The sequence below is a fragment of the Pseudaquabacterium rugosum genome (assembly GCF_038066575.1).
Lineage (GTDB): Bacteria > Pseudomonadota > Gammaproteobacteria > Burkholderiales > Burkholderiaceae_C > Pseudaquabacterium > Pseudaquabacterium rugosum.
The window spans coordinates 293,906-308,135 of the sequence record NZ_JBBUTF010000004.1; the positions used below are offsets into that span (position 1 = coordinate 293,906).

12 protein-coding genes are annotated in these 14,230 nt (G+C 70.9%); 7 read left to right on the plus strand and 5 right to left on the minus strand.

Annotation, left to right across the window (positions count from 1 at the left end; all coding sequences use genetic code 11):
* Positions 1–44 precede the first annotated feature (44 nt).
* Together AACH11_RS05570 and AACH11_RS05575 are read left to right on the plus strand one after the other, a co-directional pair.
* Positions 45–1,235: a quinoprotein relay system zinc metallohydrolase 1 gene (locus AACH11_RS05570; RefSeq protein WP_341373205.1), complete on the plus strand. Its 1,191-nt coding sequence runs from the start codon at positions 45–47 to the stop codon at positions 1,233–1,235.
* 327 nt (positions 1,236–1,562) lie between these two features.
* On the plus strand, positions 1,563–3,317 hold the full coding sequence (locus AACH11_RS05575) for a PQQ-dependent methanol/ethanol family dehydrogenase (RefSeq protein ID WP_341373206.1): 1,755 nt from the start codon (positions 1,563–1,565) through the stop codon (positions 3,315–3,317).
* A 126-nt stretch (positions 3,318–3,443) separates the two neighbouring features.
* On the opposite strand, the gene AACH11_RS05580 is transcribed toward AACH11_RS05575, so the two are convergent.
* On the minus strand, positions 3,444–4,571 hold the full coding sequence (locus tag AACH11_RS05580; protein WP_341373207.1) for an HD-GYP domain-containing protein: 1,128 nt from the start codon (positions 4,569–4,571) through the stop codon (positions 3,444–3,446).
* Between the two features lie 269 nt (positions 4,572–4,840).
* Between AACH11_RS05580 and AACH11_RS05585 the strand changes: the two genes are divergently transcribed.
* From AACH11_RS05585 to AACH11_RS05595, 3 genes are read left to right on the plus strand one after another with little or no spacing between them, the layout of a single operon-like run.
* Complete coding sequence (locus AACH11_RS05585) at positions 4,841–5,743, plus strand: sulfurtransferase (protein WP_341373208.1); 903 nt, start codon at positions 4,841–4,843, stop codon at positions 5,741–5,743.
* A gap of 19 nt (positions 5,744–5,762) precedes the next feature.
* Positions 5,763–6,842 carry an aldo/keto reductase gene (locus AACH11_RS05590; RefSeq protein ID WP_341373209.1) on the plus strand — a complete coding sequence of 360 codons (1,080 nt, stop codon included), beginning with the start codon at positions 5,763–5,765 and terminating at the stop codon, positions 6,840–6,842.
* Between the two features lie 42 nt (positions 6,843–6,884).
* Positions 6,885–7,376: an aminoacyl-tRNA deacylase gene (locus AACH11_RS05595; RefSeq protein ID WP_341373210.1), complete on the plus strand. Its 492-nt coding sequence runs from the start codon at positions 6,885–6,887 to the stop codon at positions 7,374–7,376.
* A gap of 58 nt (positions 7,377–7,434) precedes the next feature.
* On the opposite strand, the gene AACH11_RS05600 is transcribed toward AACH11_RS05595, so the two are convergent.
* From AACH11_RS05600 to AACH11_RS05615, 4 genes are all read right to left on the minus strand, one after another.
* The gene (locus AACH11_RS05600; RefSeq protein WP_341373211.1) at positions 7,435–7,713 is read right to left on the minus strand and encodes a hypothetical protein; all 279 of its coding nucleotides are present in this window, start codon (positions 7,711–7,713) and stop codon (positions 7,435–7,437) included.
* Positions 7,714–7,807: 94 nt separating this feature from the next.
* Positions 7,808–9,181, minus strand: coding sequence for a DUF3422 domain-containing protein (locus tag AACH11_RS05605; RefSeq protein WP_341373212.1), 1,374 nt, complete (start codon positions 9,179–9,181; stop codon positions 7,808–7,810).
* A complete protein-coding gene (locus tag AACH11_RS05610; RefSeq protein WP_423228696.1) occupies positions 9,178–10,710 on the minus strand; it encodes a sensor histidine kinase in 1,533 nt (510 codons plus the stop codon). The genes AACH11_RS05605 and AACH11_RS05610 overlap by 4 nt, the downstream gene beginning before the upstream one ends.
* Positions 10,711–10,791: 81 nt before the next feature.
* Positions 10,792–11,721, minus strand: a complete 930-nt coding sequence (locus AACH11_RS05615; RefSeq protein WP_341373295.1) for a LysR family transcriptional regulator — start codon at positions 11,719–11,721, stop codon at positions 10,792–10,794.
* A gap of 201 nt (positions 11,722–11,922) precedes the next feature.
* Between AACH11_RS05615 and AACH11_RS05620 the strand changes: the two genes are divergently transcribed.
* Positions 11,923–13,425, plus strand: a complete 1,503-nt coding sequence (locus AACH11_RS05620; protein WP_341373213.1) for a ribulose-bisphosphate carboxylase large subunit — start codon at positions 11,923–11,925, stop codon at positions 13,423–13,425.
* A 361-nt stretch (positions 13,426–13,786) separates the two neighbouring features.
* Positions 13,787–14,227, plus strand: coding sequence for a ribulose bisphosphate carboxylase small subunit (locus tag AACH11_RS05625; RefSeq protein ID WP_341373214.1), 441 nt, complete (start codon positions 13,787–13,789; stop codon positions 14,225–14,227).
* The last annotated feature ends 3 nt before the right edge of the window (positions 14,228–14,230 follow it).

A 14,230-nucleotide genomic window follows, 5' to 3' on the forward strand; every position in this document is an offset into this window, starting at 1 on the left:
ATCCGCTTTCCGATGCCGTGAACCGTGCCGGCCCGTCCGGTCCCGTGAACCCGACCGGTCCGCGCCCCCTCCGTCGGGGCCGCCGGCTGCGCCAGCGTGCGCTGCTGGCCGTGCTGGCCACCGTCTGTGCCGGGCTGTTCGGGGCGTCCGTGCCGTCGGGCGGCGGGCAGGGCCCGCAGGGCTGGGACGGCGAGGGCTGGTCGCCGTTGAGTGCGCGCCAGGCGATGCGTGAGCTCGGCCGTGCGATGCCGCTGCCGGCGGCCCAGGCCCAGACCCAGAACCAGACCCTGTTGCAGGTCGCGCGGGCGTCGGCCGATGGCGCCGAGCCGCCACGCCCGCCGCGTCCGGATCCGGCCCGGCTGGACTACGGTCTGCAGGCCCGTGCGCTGGCTCCGGGCGTCTGGGTGGTCGAGGGCCGCAACGAGGACTTCAGCCGCGACAACGGCTGCAACATCATCAACACCGGCTTCATCGCCACCGGCCAGGGCGTGGTCGTCATCAACACCGGCCCCAGCCGCCGCTACGGCGAGCAGCTGCGCGCGCTGATCGCCCGCACCGTGGCCGAGCCGGTGGTGCAGGTGCTGCACCTGAACCAGCATCCGGACTATTTCCTCGGCAACCAGGCCTTTGCCGACGTGCCGCAGCTGGCCACCGTCTCGACGCGGGCCGGCATGACGCGCGAGGCCAAGGCCTACGAGGACAACCTCTACCGCCTGTGCGGCGACTGGATGGGCGGCACCGAGGCGCGGCTGCCGGCGCAGACCATCGGCGCCGGGCCCTGGCGGGTGGGCGCGCGCGAGTTCGTGCTGCACGAGTACCGCGGTCACACCGACAGCGATCTGGTGCTGGTCGACCGCCGCAGCGGCGTGGCCTTCGTCGGTGGCCTGGTCTTCGCCGACCGGGTGCCGACGACGCCGCATGCCGATCTGCCGCGCTGGATCGCGTCACTGCAGACGCTGCAGGCCGCGCCGGATCTGCGCTGGCTGGTGCCCAGTCACGGGCCGGTGCGCCCCGGTGGCGCCGATCTGGCGGCCACCGCCGACTACCTGCGCTGGATGGACCGCCAGTTCGGCCTCTGGGCCGCGGCCGGCCTGGAGATGAACGAGGTGCTGCGGGCGCCGGTACCCGCCGAGTTCAGCCGTTGGGCGGCCTGGCCGACGGAGTGGACCCGCAACGTGGCCCACCTCTATCCGCGCTACGAGCGCGCCGCGCTGGCGGCGACGGTCGCGCGCTGAGCGTCTGGATCGTCGATCCGGTCCTGTCATCGCGGCAGCCCGTGTACATTGCGCGTTGGGGTGGCCGCAGGGCCGCTGCCGCGCCGCTGCGCGGGCATGCCCCGGGTCGGTGTTGCGTTGTCCCAGCCTGGGTCGGCCTGTCCTGTGCGACGCTGGAGCAGTCCTGGTCGACGGGGCTGCGGGACAACCCGCAGTCAGTTCGGGCTTACACGGCCGAAGTCCCCCATTTGGAGCCTCTCGGCACATGGCACGCATGTTGCCCTTGAGGCCATCCGGAACAGCGGGAAATCCTCCCGTCTGTGCTGACCCCCCCTGGAGGAGACCACCATGCAATTGAAGCTCTCGACCCTGCTCGTCACGCTGGGCTGCGCGATGATGGCCGGCACGGCCGCCCACGCCGCCGGCGTCACGGACCAGATGATCGACAACGATGCCAAGTCCACCGGCGATGTGCTGAGCTGGGGTATGGGCAACGAAGGCCAGCGCTACTCGCCGCTGAAGAAGGTCAACACCGGCAACGTCGGCAAGCTGGTGCCGGTCTGGTCGTTCTCCTTCGGTGGCGAGAAGCAGCGCGGCCAGGAGTCGCAGCCCGTCATCCACAACGGCAAGATGTTCGTCACCGGTTCGTACTCGCGCCTGTTCGCGCTGGACGCCTCCACCGGCAAGAAGCTCTGGAAGTACGAGCACCGCCTGCCCGACGGCATCATGCCCTGCTGCGACGTGATCAACCGCGGCGCCACGCTGTACGACAACCTCGTGATCTTCATGACGCTCGACGCCCAGATCGTCGCGCTGAACCAGGACACCGGTGACGTGGTCTGGAAGGAGAAGATCGACAACTACGCCGACGGCTACTCGGCCTCGGCCGCGCCGCTGATCGCCGGCGGCCTGCTGCTGACCGGCGTGTCGGGTGGCGAGTTCGGCGTCATCGGCCGTGTCGAGGCGCGCAACCCCAGGACCGGCGAGCTGGTCTGGGTGCGTCCGACCGTCGAAGGCCACATGGGCTACAAGTTCGACAAGGACGGCAACAAGACCGAGAACGGCATCTCGGGCACCACCGGCAAGACCTGGCCGGGTGACCTGTGGAAGACCGGTGGCGCCGCCACCTGGCTGGGTGGCACCTACAACGCCAAGACCGGCCTGGCCTACTTCGGCACCGGCAACCCGGCGCCGTGGAACAGCCACCTGCGCAAGGGCGACAACCTGTTCTCGTGCTCGACGGTCGCCATCGACGTCAAGACCGGCCAGATCGTCTGGCACTACCAGGGCACCCCGAACGACGGCTGGGACTTCGACGGCGTCAACGAGTTCGTCACCTATGACGCGGGTGGCGGCAAGGTGCTGGGTGGCAAGGCCGACCGCAACGGCTTCTTCTACGTCATCGACGCGAAGAACGGCAAGCTCGAGAACGCCTTCCCCTTCGTCAAGAAGATCACCTGGGCCACCGGCATCGACCTGAAGACCGGCCGTCCGAACTTCGTGCCGGAGAACCGCCCGGGGGATCCGACCGCCGGTGCCGACGGCAAGAAGGGCCAGAGCGTCTACGCCGCCCCGTCCTTCCTGGGCGGCAAGAACCAGATGCCGATGGCCTACTCGCCGGAGACCAAGCTGTTCTACGTGCCGGCCAACGAGTGGGGCATGGAGATCTGGAACGAGCCGATCACCTACAAGAAGGGTGCCGCCTACCTGGGCGCCGGCTTCACGATCAAGACCAATGGCGACGGCCCCATCGGCGCCATGCGCGCGATCGATCCGAAGACCGGCAAGATCGTCTGGGAAACCACGAACAACGCGCCGCTGTGGGGCGGTGTGCTGACCACCGGTGGCAACCTGGTGTTCTGGGGCACGCCGGAAGGCTATCTGCAGGCCGCCGACGCCAAGACCGGCAAGGTGCTGTGGAAGTTCCAGACCGGTTCGGGCGTCGTCGCCCCGCCGGTGACCTGGGAACAGAACGGCGAGCAGTTCGTGGCCGTGGCCTCGGGCTGGGGTGGCGCCGTGCCGCTGTGGGGTGGCGAGGTCGCCAAGAAGGTCAGCTACCTGGAGCAGGGTGGCTCGATGTGGGTGTTCAAGCTCGCCAAGTGAGCTGAAGGCCCGCGGCGCGGGCCGGTCGATCGTTGACCGGTCCGCCTGATCCACCTGATCCGTGCCCCCAGGCCGTGTCCGTCCGCGAGGATGGCACGGCCTGTGTGCTTGTGGCCCCGGCGGGCCTCAGGTCTCGGCCACGCCCATCAGTTCGGCCGTGCTGATGGTCAGTGGGCGCGCGGCGCCCTGCATCAGCCCCTGCACCGCCTGGCCGGCCTGGCTGGTGTCGCGCCGTACCGGACGGCTCAGCGTCTGGCCGCCCGCCGTGGTCATCACCGCGACCACCGGCGTCATCACCGTCGGGCCTCGCCGCACGACGATGCCGCACTCGCCGTTGGCCAGGCGCACCCAGCAACCGGGCGGGTAGACGCCGAACTCCTTGACCAGCGCGGCCGTCATCGGATGGCCCTGGTCCTGCATGAACATCTGCCGCCCGGCCTGGTCGGCGGCCATGGCCTCGCGCCCGGCGCGCGGGCTGAGTTTGGCGGTGTAGACATCGGCACGGTGCACCAGGGCCGCGATGTCGCCGACCTCGCGCAGGCCCTTGGGATAGCCCTGGCCGTCGGCCGTCTCGTGGTGGTCCTCGACCGCCCGCAGCCAGTCGGCATCGCTCACGCCGCCGAGCTCCAGCAGGCGGCGGCTCTCGATCGGGTGGGCATGGATGGCCCGTCGCTGTTCGGGCGTCGGTGGGGTGGTCTGCGTGGCCAGCAGGCCCTGCAGCTCCAGCATGCCGACGTTCATCGTCAGCGCGGTCTTGAACGCGCGTTGCACGTCGGCCTCCTCCCAACCCAGACGGCGGGCGACCAGCTGGGTGCAGATCGCCGCATGGACCGCGTGGTCGGTGCCGTACTTCAGCAGCGGGTTGTCGGCCGGCCGCAGCACCTGGAAGATGGCCAGATCGGGATCGCGCTCGATCAGCGCCCGCACCGGACCGGCGGCCTCCTCGACGGTCTCGCGGAAGCCGGCCTCGCCGGCGCGCAGCAGGCTCTCGCCGAGCTGGTCCAGGCAGCGCTTCCACATCCGGGGCAGCTCCTGTGGCTTGGCCATGCGCAGGGCGTCCGCCTGCGACTGCAGCTCGGCCAGATCGACCAGCGCGCCACGCTGCATCAGCGCCTGCAGCTGGGCCGGTGTGCGCAGCAGCTGCCCCTTGGCCAGCAGCAGCGTGCGGTCGTGGTCGCGGACGTTGAAGGGCAGGGGCTGGCCCAGCACGATGCGATGCTGGACGAGCGACAGGGGTGAGAACTGCTGGGTCATGGCCGACGGTCTTGCGGGCGGACGGGATTCGGCACAGACGCGGTGCCGGGGCGGTCCTGGATTTATCGGTCCGCCCCGATCGGACTTGAGGGGAGATCACGACCGCGCGCTGGGAGGCCGGCGCTGCGTCGCTGCCGCCGGTCCGTGCGCATCCGGGCCTGCGGGGCCGCACGCGGCGGCCACGTGCGGCAGTTAAGCTCGCTCCGTCCGTCCGCATCCGGCTGCGACCGCCGCCGCGGACCCGATCCCCGCACCCCCGGCCGTCTTCCATGCACCGTCCCGATCCGGATTCCTGCCGCGACGCGCTGTCGCCCCTGATTTCCGCCCCGGCGCTCCAGGCGCTGCTCAGCGCCTCGGCAGCGGGCGGTCGGCCACGGGTGCGCGTGCTCGACTGCAGCTTCGACCTGGCCGATCCCGAGGCCGGCCGGCGAGCCCATGCCGAGGCCCGCATTCCGGGCGCCAGCCATCTGCACCTCGATGCCGACCTGTCGGCGCCCAAGACCGGCCGCAACGGCCGCCATCCGCTGCCGGCGCCGGCCGATTTCGCGGCCCGGCTGCAGGCCCTCGGCCTGGACGAGGGCGATCACCTGGTGGTCTGTGACCGCAGCGCGGCGATGTTCGCCGGCCGGCTGTGGTGGATGCTGCGCTGGATCGGCCATGCGCGGGTGCAGGTGCTCGACGGCGGTTTCGCCGCCTGGCTGGCCGCCGGCGGTGAGGTCGAGCGCACGCCGCCGGCCCGCACCACGCCGGCGCCCGGCCGCTTCGGCCTGCGACCGTCGCTGCAGTCGACGATCGACCACGCGCGGCTGCGCGCCGGCCTCGGTCAGCCGCCACGCCTGATCGTCGATGCCCGTGCGCCGGACCGCTTCCGCGGCGAGAACGAGACGCTGGATCCGGTCGGCGGCCACATTCCCGGTGCCGTCAACCGCTTCTTCCGCGACAACCTCGCCGCCGACGGCTGCTTCAAGCCCGCGGCCGCCCTGCGCGCGGAGTGGGACGCGCTGCGCGATGGCCGGGCGCCGTCGGATCTGGTGCTGCAGTGCGGCTCGGGTGTCACCGCCTGCCACCACGCGCTGGCGCTGGCGGTGGCCGGCCTGCCCGAGGCGGCGCTGTATCCCGGCTCCTGGAGCGAATGGTGCGCGCAGCCGGACGCACCGATCGCCCGCGGCTGACCCTCCGGAGATCCCGAAGATGACGACCCTTCCGAGCCTGCCCCGCGTCACGCTGGGCCGCAGCGCCCTGCAGCTGACGCCCATCATGCTGGGCACGATGACCTTCGGCGAGCAGGTCGACGAGCCGACCGCCCACGCCATCCTCGACCGTGCGCTGGCGCTCGGCATCGACGCCATCGACACCGCCGAGATGTACGCGGTGCCGGCCCGGCGCGAGACCTTTGGTGCCACCGAGACCATCATCGGCCGCTGGTTCGCCGCCCGGCCGGGCGTGCGGCGCAAGGTGGTGCTGGCGACCAAGGTCGCCGGCCCCTCGCGCGGCATGGACTGGGTGCGCGGTGGCGCCATGGACCTGACGCCGCAGGCCATCGTCCAGGCCTGCGAGGACAGCCTGCGGCGCCTGCGCACCGATGTCATCGACCTCTACCAGATCCACTGGCCCAACCGCAACGCGCCGACCTTCGGCGCGCTCTACCTCGACCCGGCCCAGGACCGCGCGCAGACCTCGATCCTGACCCAGCTGCAGGCGCTCGACGGCCTGGTGCGCGCGGGCAAGGTGCGCCACATCGGTCTGTCCAACGAGACGCCCTGGGGCGTGTGCGAGTTCCTGCGCCTGGCCGAGCAGCACGGCCTGGCCCGCATCGTCAGCACGCAGAACGCCTACGCGCTGACCAACCGCGTGCCGGACAACGGCCTGGACGAGGTGCTGCACCACGGCGGCGTCTCGCTGCTGGCCTACAGCCCGCTGGCCTTCGGCGCGCTGACCGGCAAGTACGACGCCGACGGCTTCGATCCGGCGATGGCCGCCCCCGGCCGGCTGGCGCTGTTCGAGTCGATGCGGCGCCAGCGCTGGGGCCGGCCCGAAGCGCTGGCGGCCGCGCGGCGCTACAACGCGCTGGCCCGCGAGCACGGGCTGAGCCCGGCGCAGATGGCGCTGGCCTTCGTCTACGGCAACTGGCGCGTGGCCTCGACCATCATCGGCGTGACGTCGGTGGCGCAGCTGGAGCAGGCGGTGGCCGCCTGGGGCACGACGCTGTCGCCCGAGCTGCTGGCCGCCATCGATGCCGTGCGCTGGACGCTGCGCGATCCGGCCCAGTGAGCCTGAACCCGACCCCGACCCCGACCCTGACCCTGACCCGAGATGGCCAAGAAGGACCGACACGTCAGCGAGACCCCGGCGACGCAATGGCTGCGCCGCCACGGCATCGACTTCACCGAGCACGTCTACGACTACGTGGACCATGGCGGCACCGCCGAGAGCGCGCGCCAGCTGGGCTGGGACGAGCATGCGGTGGTCAAGACGCTGGTGATGCACAACGAGCGGTCCGAGCCGCTGATCGTGCTGATGCACGGTGACCGTCAGGTCAGCACCAAGAACCTGGCGCGCGAGATCGGCGCCAAGAGCGTCGAGCCCTGCAAGCCCGAGGTGGCCCAGCGCCACAGCGGTTATCTGGTCGGCGGCACCTCGCCGTTCGGCTTCCGCCGCGAGGGCGTGCCGCTGTACGTGGAAGCCGGGGTGCTGGCGCTGCCGCGCATCCTGATCAACGGCGGGCGGCGCGGCTATCTGGTCGGCATCGCGCCGGACGTCCTGGTGGCGGTGGCCGGCGCGCGATCGGTGCAGTGCGCGAACTGAGGCCGCCGGGCTGACCGCCCGGCCACGACCCGGTCGCGGGGATGCCGCGACCGTCCGCTCAGCGTTTGGTGCCGGGCACGTAGGCCACGGTGGTCAGGCTGGCCGTGGCGCCCAGTTCACGGGCGTTGTCGATCTGCGGGGCGGCGGCGACCTGCGTCGACTCCGGCCTGGCCGGCGCCGGGGCCTGTGCCACGGCCGTGGCCCGGGCCATCTGTTGCGGCATCGGCGCCGGGCGCTGGGCGCCGGACCACCAGACGGCGATCCCCACCACGGTGAGCGTCAGCGCATTGGCCACGCGGGGCACCGTGTAGGACCGGTGTGTCGAGAAATTTGCCATGCGATGAAGTATCGGACGGCACCGTGACAGCCTCAAGCGCTCACCGTCCTGCATCCCCGGGGCTGAACCACCTATTCAAGGGGGTGCTTCCGGCTCAGTGCAGATGGGCCCGCAACTTCTGCACGAACAAGTAGACACAGGCCAGCACAGGCACGGCCGCCAGGCCCGTCACCACGTCGGGCTGCAGGTGCAGCGGCTCCAGCCAGGGCAGGCTCTTCGCGCCCTTGGCCAGATAGCCGACCAGGCCGAGCGCGTAGTAGCTGATGGCCACCACCGACAGGCCCTCGACCGTCTGCTGCAGCTGCAGCTGCTGCTTCTGGCGCTGGGCGAGGGCGCGCAGCAGCTCCTGGTTGCCCTCCTCACGCCGGACCTCGATGCGGATGCGGGCCAGGCTCATCGCGCGGCTGATGCGCTCGGCCACGTCGGTCAGGCGGGCGTCGGTGCTGTCGCACAGGGCCATGGCCGGCGCGAAGCGGCGGGCCAGGAAGCCCGACAGCGTCTGCACGCCGTCGATGCGCTGCTCGCGCAGATCGGCCAGGCGCCGCTCGACGATGCGGTGGTAGGCGCGCGTGGCCGAGAAGCGGTAGCGGGTGCGGGCGGTGCTGTGCTCGACGGCGGCGGCCAGCCGGGTCAGGGTCTCGAAGGCCCGGCCGTCGTCGGCCGACTGGTCGTTGGCCATCGCGTCGACGGTGCCCTGCAGCGTCTGCTCCAGCGCGGCCAGCTCGCCGGCCTCCTGCTGGGCGACGGGAAAGCCCAGCATCGCCAGCATGCGGTAGGCCTCGATCTCGCAGACGCGCTGGGCCTCGCGGGCGGCCTGTTCGGGCACCAGGCCGTAGTCCAGCAGCACGAAGCGGGTGAAGCCGTCGGTGCCCAGCCGCAGATGGGTCAGCAGCGCGCAGCGGCGGGCGTCGGCGATGAAGGCGCCCATCAGCGCGCCGCCGTCGTCCTGGCCGCTGGCCGTGCCCTGGACCGCCAGCAGCGCCTGGCAGCGCGGCAGCAGGTCCTCGCTGGCGCGGGCGTCGAGCAGCAGCACGTGGGTGGCCGCCAGCATGCGGCCGGCGCCTTCGCCCGACAGCAGCGCCACGAAGGCGTCGGGCAGCATCGGCAGCGCGCTGGCCTCGCGCAGCAGCGCACCCAGGCGGGCGTCGTCGAGCGCGTCGCCGCGCTCGTCCAGCGGGCGGTTGACCTGCCAGCTGATGAACTCGCCGTGGCGCTCGTACTTCAGCGCGAAGCCCGGGGCGTGCAGCACATGGTGGCGCACGCCGGCCGGCGGCGCCGAGGCGCCCGCGGCCAGGCACAGCGTGCGCAGGGCCTGTTCGGCGCGTTCGGGCCGCATGCCGGCGTTGACCCAGTAGGAGACGACGCAGGTCGGCCGGGCGGGCAGGGCGGGGCGGGCGTGCAGCTCCTGGTGCAGCTCGAGCAGGTCACGGGGCGGGAACGGCACCCCGTGCGTGGCGGCTTGGATCATGGGGATGGGTCTGGGATGGTGGGGAAAGCGGGCGGTGTCGGTGAGGCGGCCGGGATCGGGCCGGACGGATCGGCGCCTGCGGGCACCCCGGTGGGGGCGGCCAGCGGCAGCTCGACGGTGAACAGGGCGCCCTGCGGCGCGGCATGGGCGGCCTGCAGGCGGCCGCCGTGGCGCTCGACGATGCCGTAGCTGATCGACAGGCCCAGGCCCGTGCCCTTGCCCACCGGCTTGGTGGTGAAGAAGGGGTCGAACAGGCGCGACAGGTGCTCGGGTGCGATGCCCGGGCCGCGGTCGAGGAACTGCAGCCGGGCCTGATCGGCGCTGCGGGTCAGCGTGATCCGCAGCGCGGGCTCACCGCGCGCGGCGGCGGCCTGCGTGTCGGCCGCCGGCAGGCTGGCGACGGCATCCGCGGCGTTCTGGATCAGGTTCATCATCACCTGCAGCAGCTGGCCGGGGCTGCCGCTGACGGTGCAGCCCCGGCCGTCGTCCGGTGGCGTGAAGACGATGTCGAAGCTCGGTGCCGTGCCCTTGCGCACCCAGTGGATGGCCCGCTCGACCACGGCGGCCAGATCGACCGGCTGGCGCTCCTCGCGGTCGACCGCCGAGAAGCGCTTGAGGCCGTGCACGATGTCGGCCGTGCGCTGGGCGCCCTCCAGCGTGCCGGCCATCAGCGAGCCGAGGTCGGCCAGCGTGTGGTCGATGCGCAGGCGCTGGCGGGCCTGCGCCAGCGTGGTGCCGTCGGAGCCGCCGTGCAGCAGGCCGAGGTACTGCGACAGGCGCTCGGTGTAGCGCTTGAGCGCGTGCACATTGCCCAGCACGAAGCTGATCGGGTTGTTGAGCTCGTGCGCGACGCCGGCCACCAGGCGGCCCAGCGAGGCCATCTTCTCGCTGTGCAGCAGCTGGGCCTGGGTGCGCTTGAGCGCCTCGTGCGCCTCGCGCAGCTGGTGGTAGGCGCGCTTGAGCTCGCCCAGCGGCCGGCCGACGAAGACATGGCCGGCGCGCCGGCCCTGGGCATCGATGCGCGGCGTGCAGTTGAAGTCCACCGGCACGGCCTGGCCCTGGGCATCGCGCAGGTCGACCTCGGCCACGCTGCCGACGGCGCTGTCGACGGCCTCGGCCATCGCGCGGCGCAGCCGGGCACCGTGCGCCCCGTCCGGGCCGCCGACCAGCAGGTCGTCGAGCGGATGGCCGCGCAGCGCGGCCTCGCCGCGACCCACCAGCGTGCGCAGCGCGGCGTTGGTCTCCTCGATGCGGCCCTGGGCGTCGCAGGCCACCAGCACGTCGCTCATCGCCGACAGCAGGCTGAAGATGAACTGCTGCGACTGCTCCAGCGCGGCGTTCTTCTCCTCCAGCGCGATTTCGTCGCGCACCAGCTGCGAGTAGACCTCGTCCATGCGCTGGATCACGTCCAGCCAGGCGCCCTCGTCCAGGCCCTCGGGGGGCACCGCCGGCAGGGCGGGCGGGGGGGGCATCGCCTCGCCCGGGCGGGGCGCGTGGGGCAGCGGGTCGGGGGCTTCGGCGCGGCTCATCGGTGCAGGGCGGGCGGAGGGATCGACGGGGCGGCGGGGTGCGCGATGCTAGGGGCAGGACGGGCGCGGGCCAAGCGGTGCTCAGCCCTGCAACGGTGTGTCGGCGTACATCGCGGCCAGATGGGCCTCGCCGCGCTCCAGGATGAAATAACGCAGGGCCTCGGCTGCTGGCGACAGCAGCTTGGCCGCGGTGTTGACCACGTGCCAGCGCCGCATCAGCGGCAGGCCCTCGACCGCCGGTGCGGCGATCAGGCCCATGCGCCATTCCAGTCCGATCGTGTGCAGCGAGATCAGGCTGACGCCGAGCCCGGCCATCACCGCCTGCTTGATCGCCTCGGTCGAGTGCATCTCCATCACCACCATCGGCATCAGGTGGTGGCTGTCGAGGTACTCGTCGAGCGCGGCACGCGTGCCCGAGCCGGGCTCGCGCACGATGAAGGGCTCGCGCGCCAGCGCGGCCGCGGGCACGCTCTCGGCCTGGGCGAAGGGATGGGTCGGCGCCGTGACCAGCACATGCGGGTGCATGGCGAAGGGCTCGGCCCGGCAGGCGAAATCCTTGGGCGGGCGGCCCATGATGGCCAGATCGATCTCGTTGGCCTGCATCAGCGCGGCCAGCTGCTCGCGGCTGCCCAGGCGCAGCCGCACCTCGATGCCCGGATGCTCGGTGTGGAACTGCGCCAGCAGCTGCGGCAGGAAGTACTTGGCCGACGACACCATGCCGACGTTGAGCGTGCCGCTCTCGATGCGGGTGAAGCGGGCCATCGCGTCCTCGGCCTCCTTCAGCGTGCCCAGCAGGCGTCGTGCGTAGACCAGGAAGTACTCGCCGGCCGTCGACAGCACCAGGCGCCGGTTGCCGCGGTCGAACAGCGACAGGCCGACCTGGTGCTCCAGCTCCTTGATCTGCATCGAGACGGCCGGAGGCGTCAGGTGCAGCGCGTCGGCCGCGCGCTGGACGCTGCCGAGCTTGACCACTTCGGCGAACACGCGCAGCTGGCGGAAGGTGATGTTCAGGGCCATGGCGGGCGACAGCGCAGGGTGGAATGCTTCAGGGAAACCCCGTAAGTACCGTCACTGAATTAAGCCACAGCTGAAGAAAAAGCGAAACAGGTCTGACTTTGCCTGAAGGGTCCGGCTGCCTAGAGTGCGTTCCATCGACCTGAAACCACCCGCTGCAGACCGCGGCAGCCGGGTCCCACCGCCGAGGAGACCGCGATGAACAAGCCCGTCGAGACCGCCCTGCTGGATGCCGCCGTCCAAGGGGGCGACAGCCAGATCACCGATCAGAAGAAGCGTTATTCGGCCGGGGTGCTGAAGTACCGCCAGATGGGCTACTGGGTGCCGGACTACGTCCCGAAGGAGACCGACACGCTGTGCCTGTTCCGCATCACGCCGCAGGAGGGTGTGGACCCGGTGGAGGCCGCGGCCGCCGTGGCCGGCGAGAGCTCGACCGCCACCTGGACCGTGGTCTGGACCGACCGCCTGACCGCCTGCGACAGCTACCGCGCCAAGGCCTACAAGGTGGAGGCCGTGCCGGGACGAGCAGGCGAGTACTTCGCCTGGGTGGCCTACGACATCATCCTGTTCGAGGAAGGCTCGATCGCCAACATCACGGCCAGCCTGATCGGCAACGTGTTCAGCTTCAAGCCGCTGAAGGCGGCGCGGCTGGAGGACATCCGCATGCCGGTGGCCCTGGTCAAGACCTTCAAGGGCCCGCCGACCGGCCTGGTGGTCGAGCGTGAGCGGCTGGACAAGTTCGGCCGCCCGCTGCTGGGCGCGACCACCAAGCCGAAACTCGGCCTCAGTGGGCGGAACTATGGTCGTGTGATCTACGAGGGCCTGAAGGGCGGCCTGGACTTCATGAAGGACGACGAGAACATCAACTCGCAGCCCTTCATGCACTGGCGCGACCGCTTCCTCTACGTGATGGAAGGCGTCAACAAGGCGAGTGCGGCCACCGGCGAGGTCAAGGGCAGCTACCTGAACGTGACCGGCGCGACGATGGAAGACATCTACGAGCGCGCCGAGTTCGCCAAGGAGTTGGGCTCGGTGGTGATCATGGTTGATCTGATCATCGGCTGGAGCGCGATCCAGAGCATCGGCAACTGGGCGCGCAGGAACGACATGATCGTTCACATGCACCGTGCCGGCCACGGCACCTACACGCGGCAGAAGAACCACGGCGTGAGCTTCCGCGTGATGGCCAAGTGGCTGCGCCTGGCGGGGGTGGACCATCTGCACACCGGCACCGCGGTGGGCAAGCTGGAAGGCGACCCGATGACGGTGCAGGGCTACTACAACGTCTGCCGTGAGTCGTACAACCGGCAGGATCTGCCGCGCGGCCTGTTCTTCGACCAGGACTGGTGCGACATGAAGAAGGTGATGCCGGTGGCTTCGGGCGGTATCCATGCGGGCCAGATGCACCAGCTGATCGACCTGTTCGGTGATGACGTGATCCTGCAGTTCGGTGGCGGCACGATCGGTCACCCGGCGGGCATCCAGGCGGGTGCGGTGGCCAACCGCGTGGCGCTGGAATGCATGGTGAAGGCGCGCAACGAGGGGCGTGACCTGAAGACCGAGGGGCCGCGGATCCTGCAGGACGCGGCGCGCTTCTGCACGCCGCTGAAGCAGGCGCTGGACACGTGGAAGGACGTGTCATTCAACTACGCATCGACGGATACGTCCGACTTTGCGGTGACGCCGGCTGTGGCGGCTTGATTCCTGTTGTCTGAGCGGGATCGGGGAGGTTTCGGGGCTTCCTGACGTCCGTGTCCCCCGGCCTTCGCTTCGCTCAGTCCTCCTCCTTGACCTCCCGTCAGGAAGCCCCGAAACCTCCCCGATCGGCAGGGTCCCGGCACGCGGGGCGCCGCATGCGGAGATCGTGAGGGGATCAGGCTGTTGGGGTGTCTTCTGAAGCGAAGTCAAGGGGGAGCCGGCAGGCCGCAGGCCTGACGGCGGAGGACATGAGCGGAAGAAGACACCCCGGCGGCCTGATCCCGCGCGCAGAACGATGCACGACAGCCACCTCGCCCAATACGGAAACGCGAGACAAACGCTCAAACGAAGGAGTCAAGACACCATGATGACCAACCCCACCGGCCGCATCACCCAGGGCATGTTCAGCTTCCTGCCCGACCTGAGCGACGCCGAGATCGCGCTGCAGATCCAGTACGGCCTGAACCAGGGCCACGCCTGGAGCGTCGAGTACACCGACGACCCGCATCCCCGCAACACCTACTGGGAGATGTTCGGCATGCCGATGTTCGACCTGCAGGACGCCGCCGGCGTGATGGCCGAGCTGGCCGAGTGCCGCAAGACCTTCCCGAACCACTACATCCGCCTGATGGCCTTTGATTCGACCCGCGGCGTCGAGTCGATCACCATGAGCTTCATCGTCAACCGCCCCGCCGACGAGCCCGGCTTCATGCTGGAACGCCAGGAGTGCGAAGGCCGCCACGTCCGCACCACGATCCGCGCCTATGCCGCCGACCGGCCCGAAGGCCGCCGCTACGGCGCCTGAGGA

What these genes read in the sequence shown, in the direction of transcription:
- AACH11_RS05580 (WP_341373207.1), bottom strand. Translation starts at nt 4,571, where the DNA reads ATGACCCAGCAGTTCTCACCCCTGTCGCTCGTCCAGCATCGCATCGTG.
- AACH11_RS05605 (WP_341373212.1), bottom strand. Translation starts at nt 9,181, where the DNA reads ATGATCCAAGCCGCCACGCACGGGGTGCCGTTCCCGCCCCGTGACCTG.
- AACH11_RS05620 (WP_341373213.1), top strand. Translation starts at nt 11,923, where the DNA reads ATGAACAAGCCCGTCGAGACCGCCCTGCTGGATGCCGCCGTCCAAGGG.
- AACH11_RS05585 (WP_341373208.1), top strand. Translation starts at nt 4,841, where the DNA reads ATGCACCGTCCCGATCCGGATTCCTGCCGCGACGCGCTGTCGCCCCTG.
- AACH11_RS05575 (WP_341373206.1), top strand. Translation starts at nt 1,563, where the DNA reads ATGCAATTGAAGCTCTCGACCCTGCTCGTCACGCTGGGCTGCGCGATG.
- AACH11_RS05600 (WP_341373211.1), bottom strand. Translation starts at nt 7,713, where the DNA reads ATGGCAAATTTCTCGACACACCGGTCCTACACGGTGCCCCGCGTGGCC.
- AACH11_RS05610 (WP_423228696.1), bottom strand. Translation starts at nt 10,710, where the DNA reads ATGAGCCGCGCCGAAGCCCCCGACCCGCTGCCCCACGCGCCCCGCCCG.
- AACH11_RS05625 (WP_341373214.1), top strand. Translation starts at nt 13,787, where the DNA reads ATGATGACCAACCCCACCGGCCGCATCACCCAGGGCATGTTCAGCTTC.
- AACH11_RS05590 (WP_341373209.1), top strand. Translation starts at nt 5,763, where the DNA reads ATGACGACCCTTCCGAGCCTGCCCCGCGTCACGCTGGGCCGCAGCGCC.
- AACH11_RS05595 (WP_341373210.1), top strand. Translation starts at nt 6,885, where the DNA reads ATGGCCAAGAAGGACCGACACGTCAGCGAGACCCCGGCGACGCAATGG.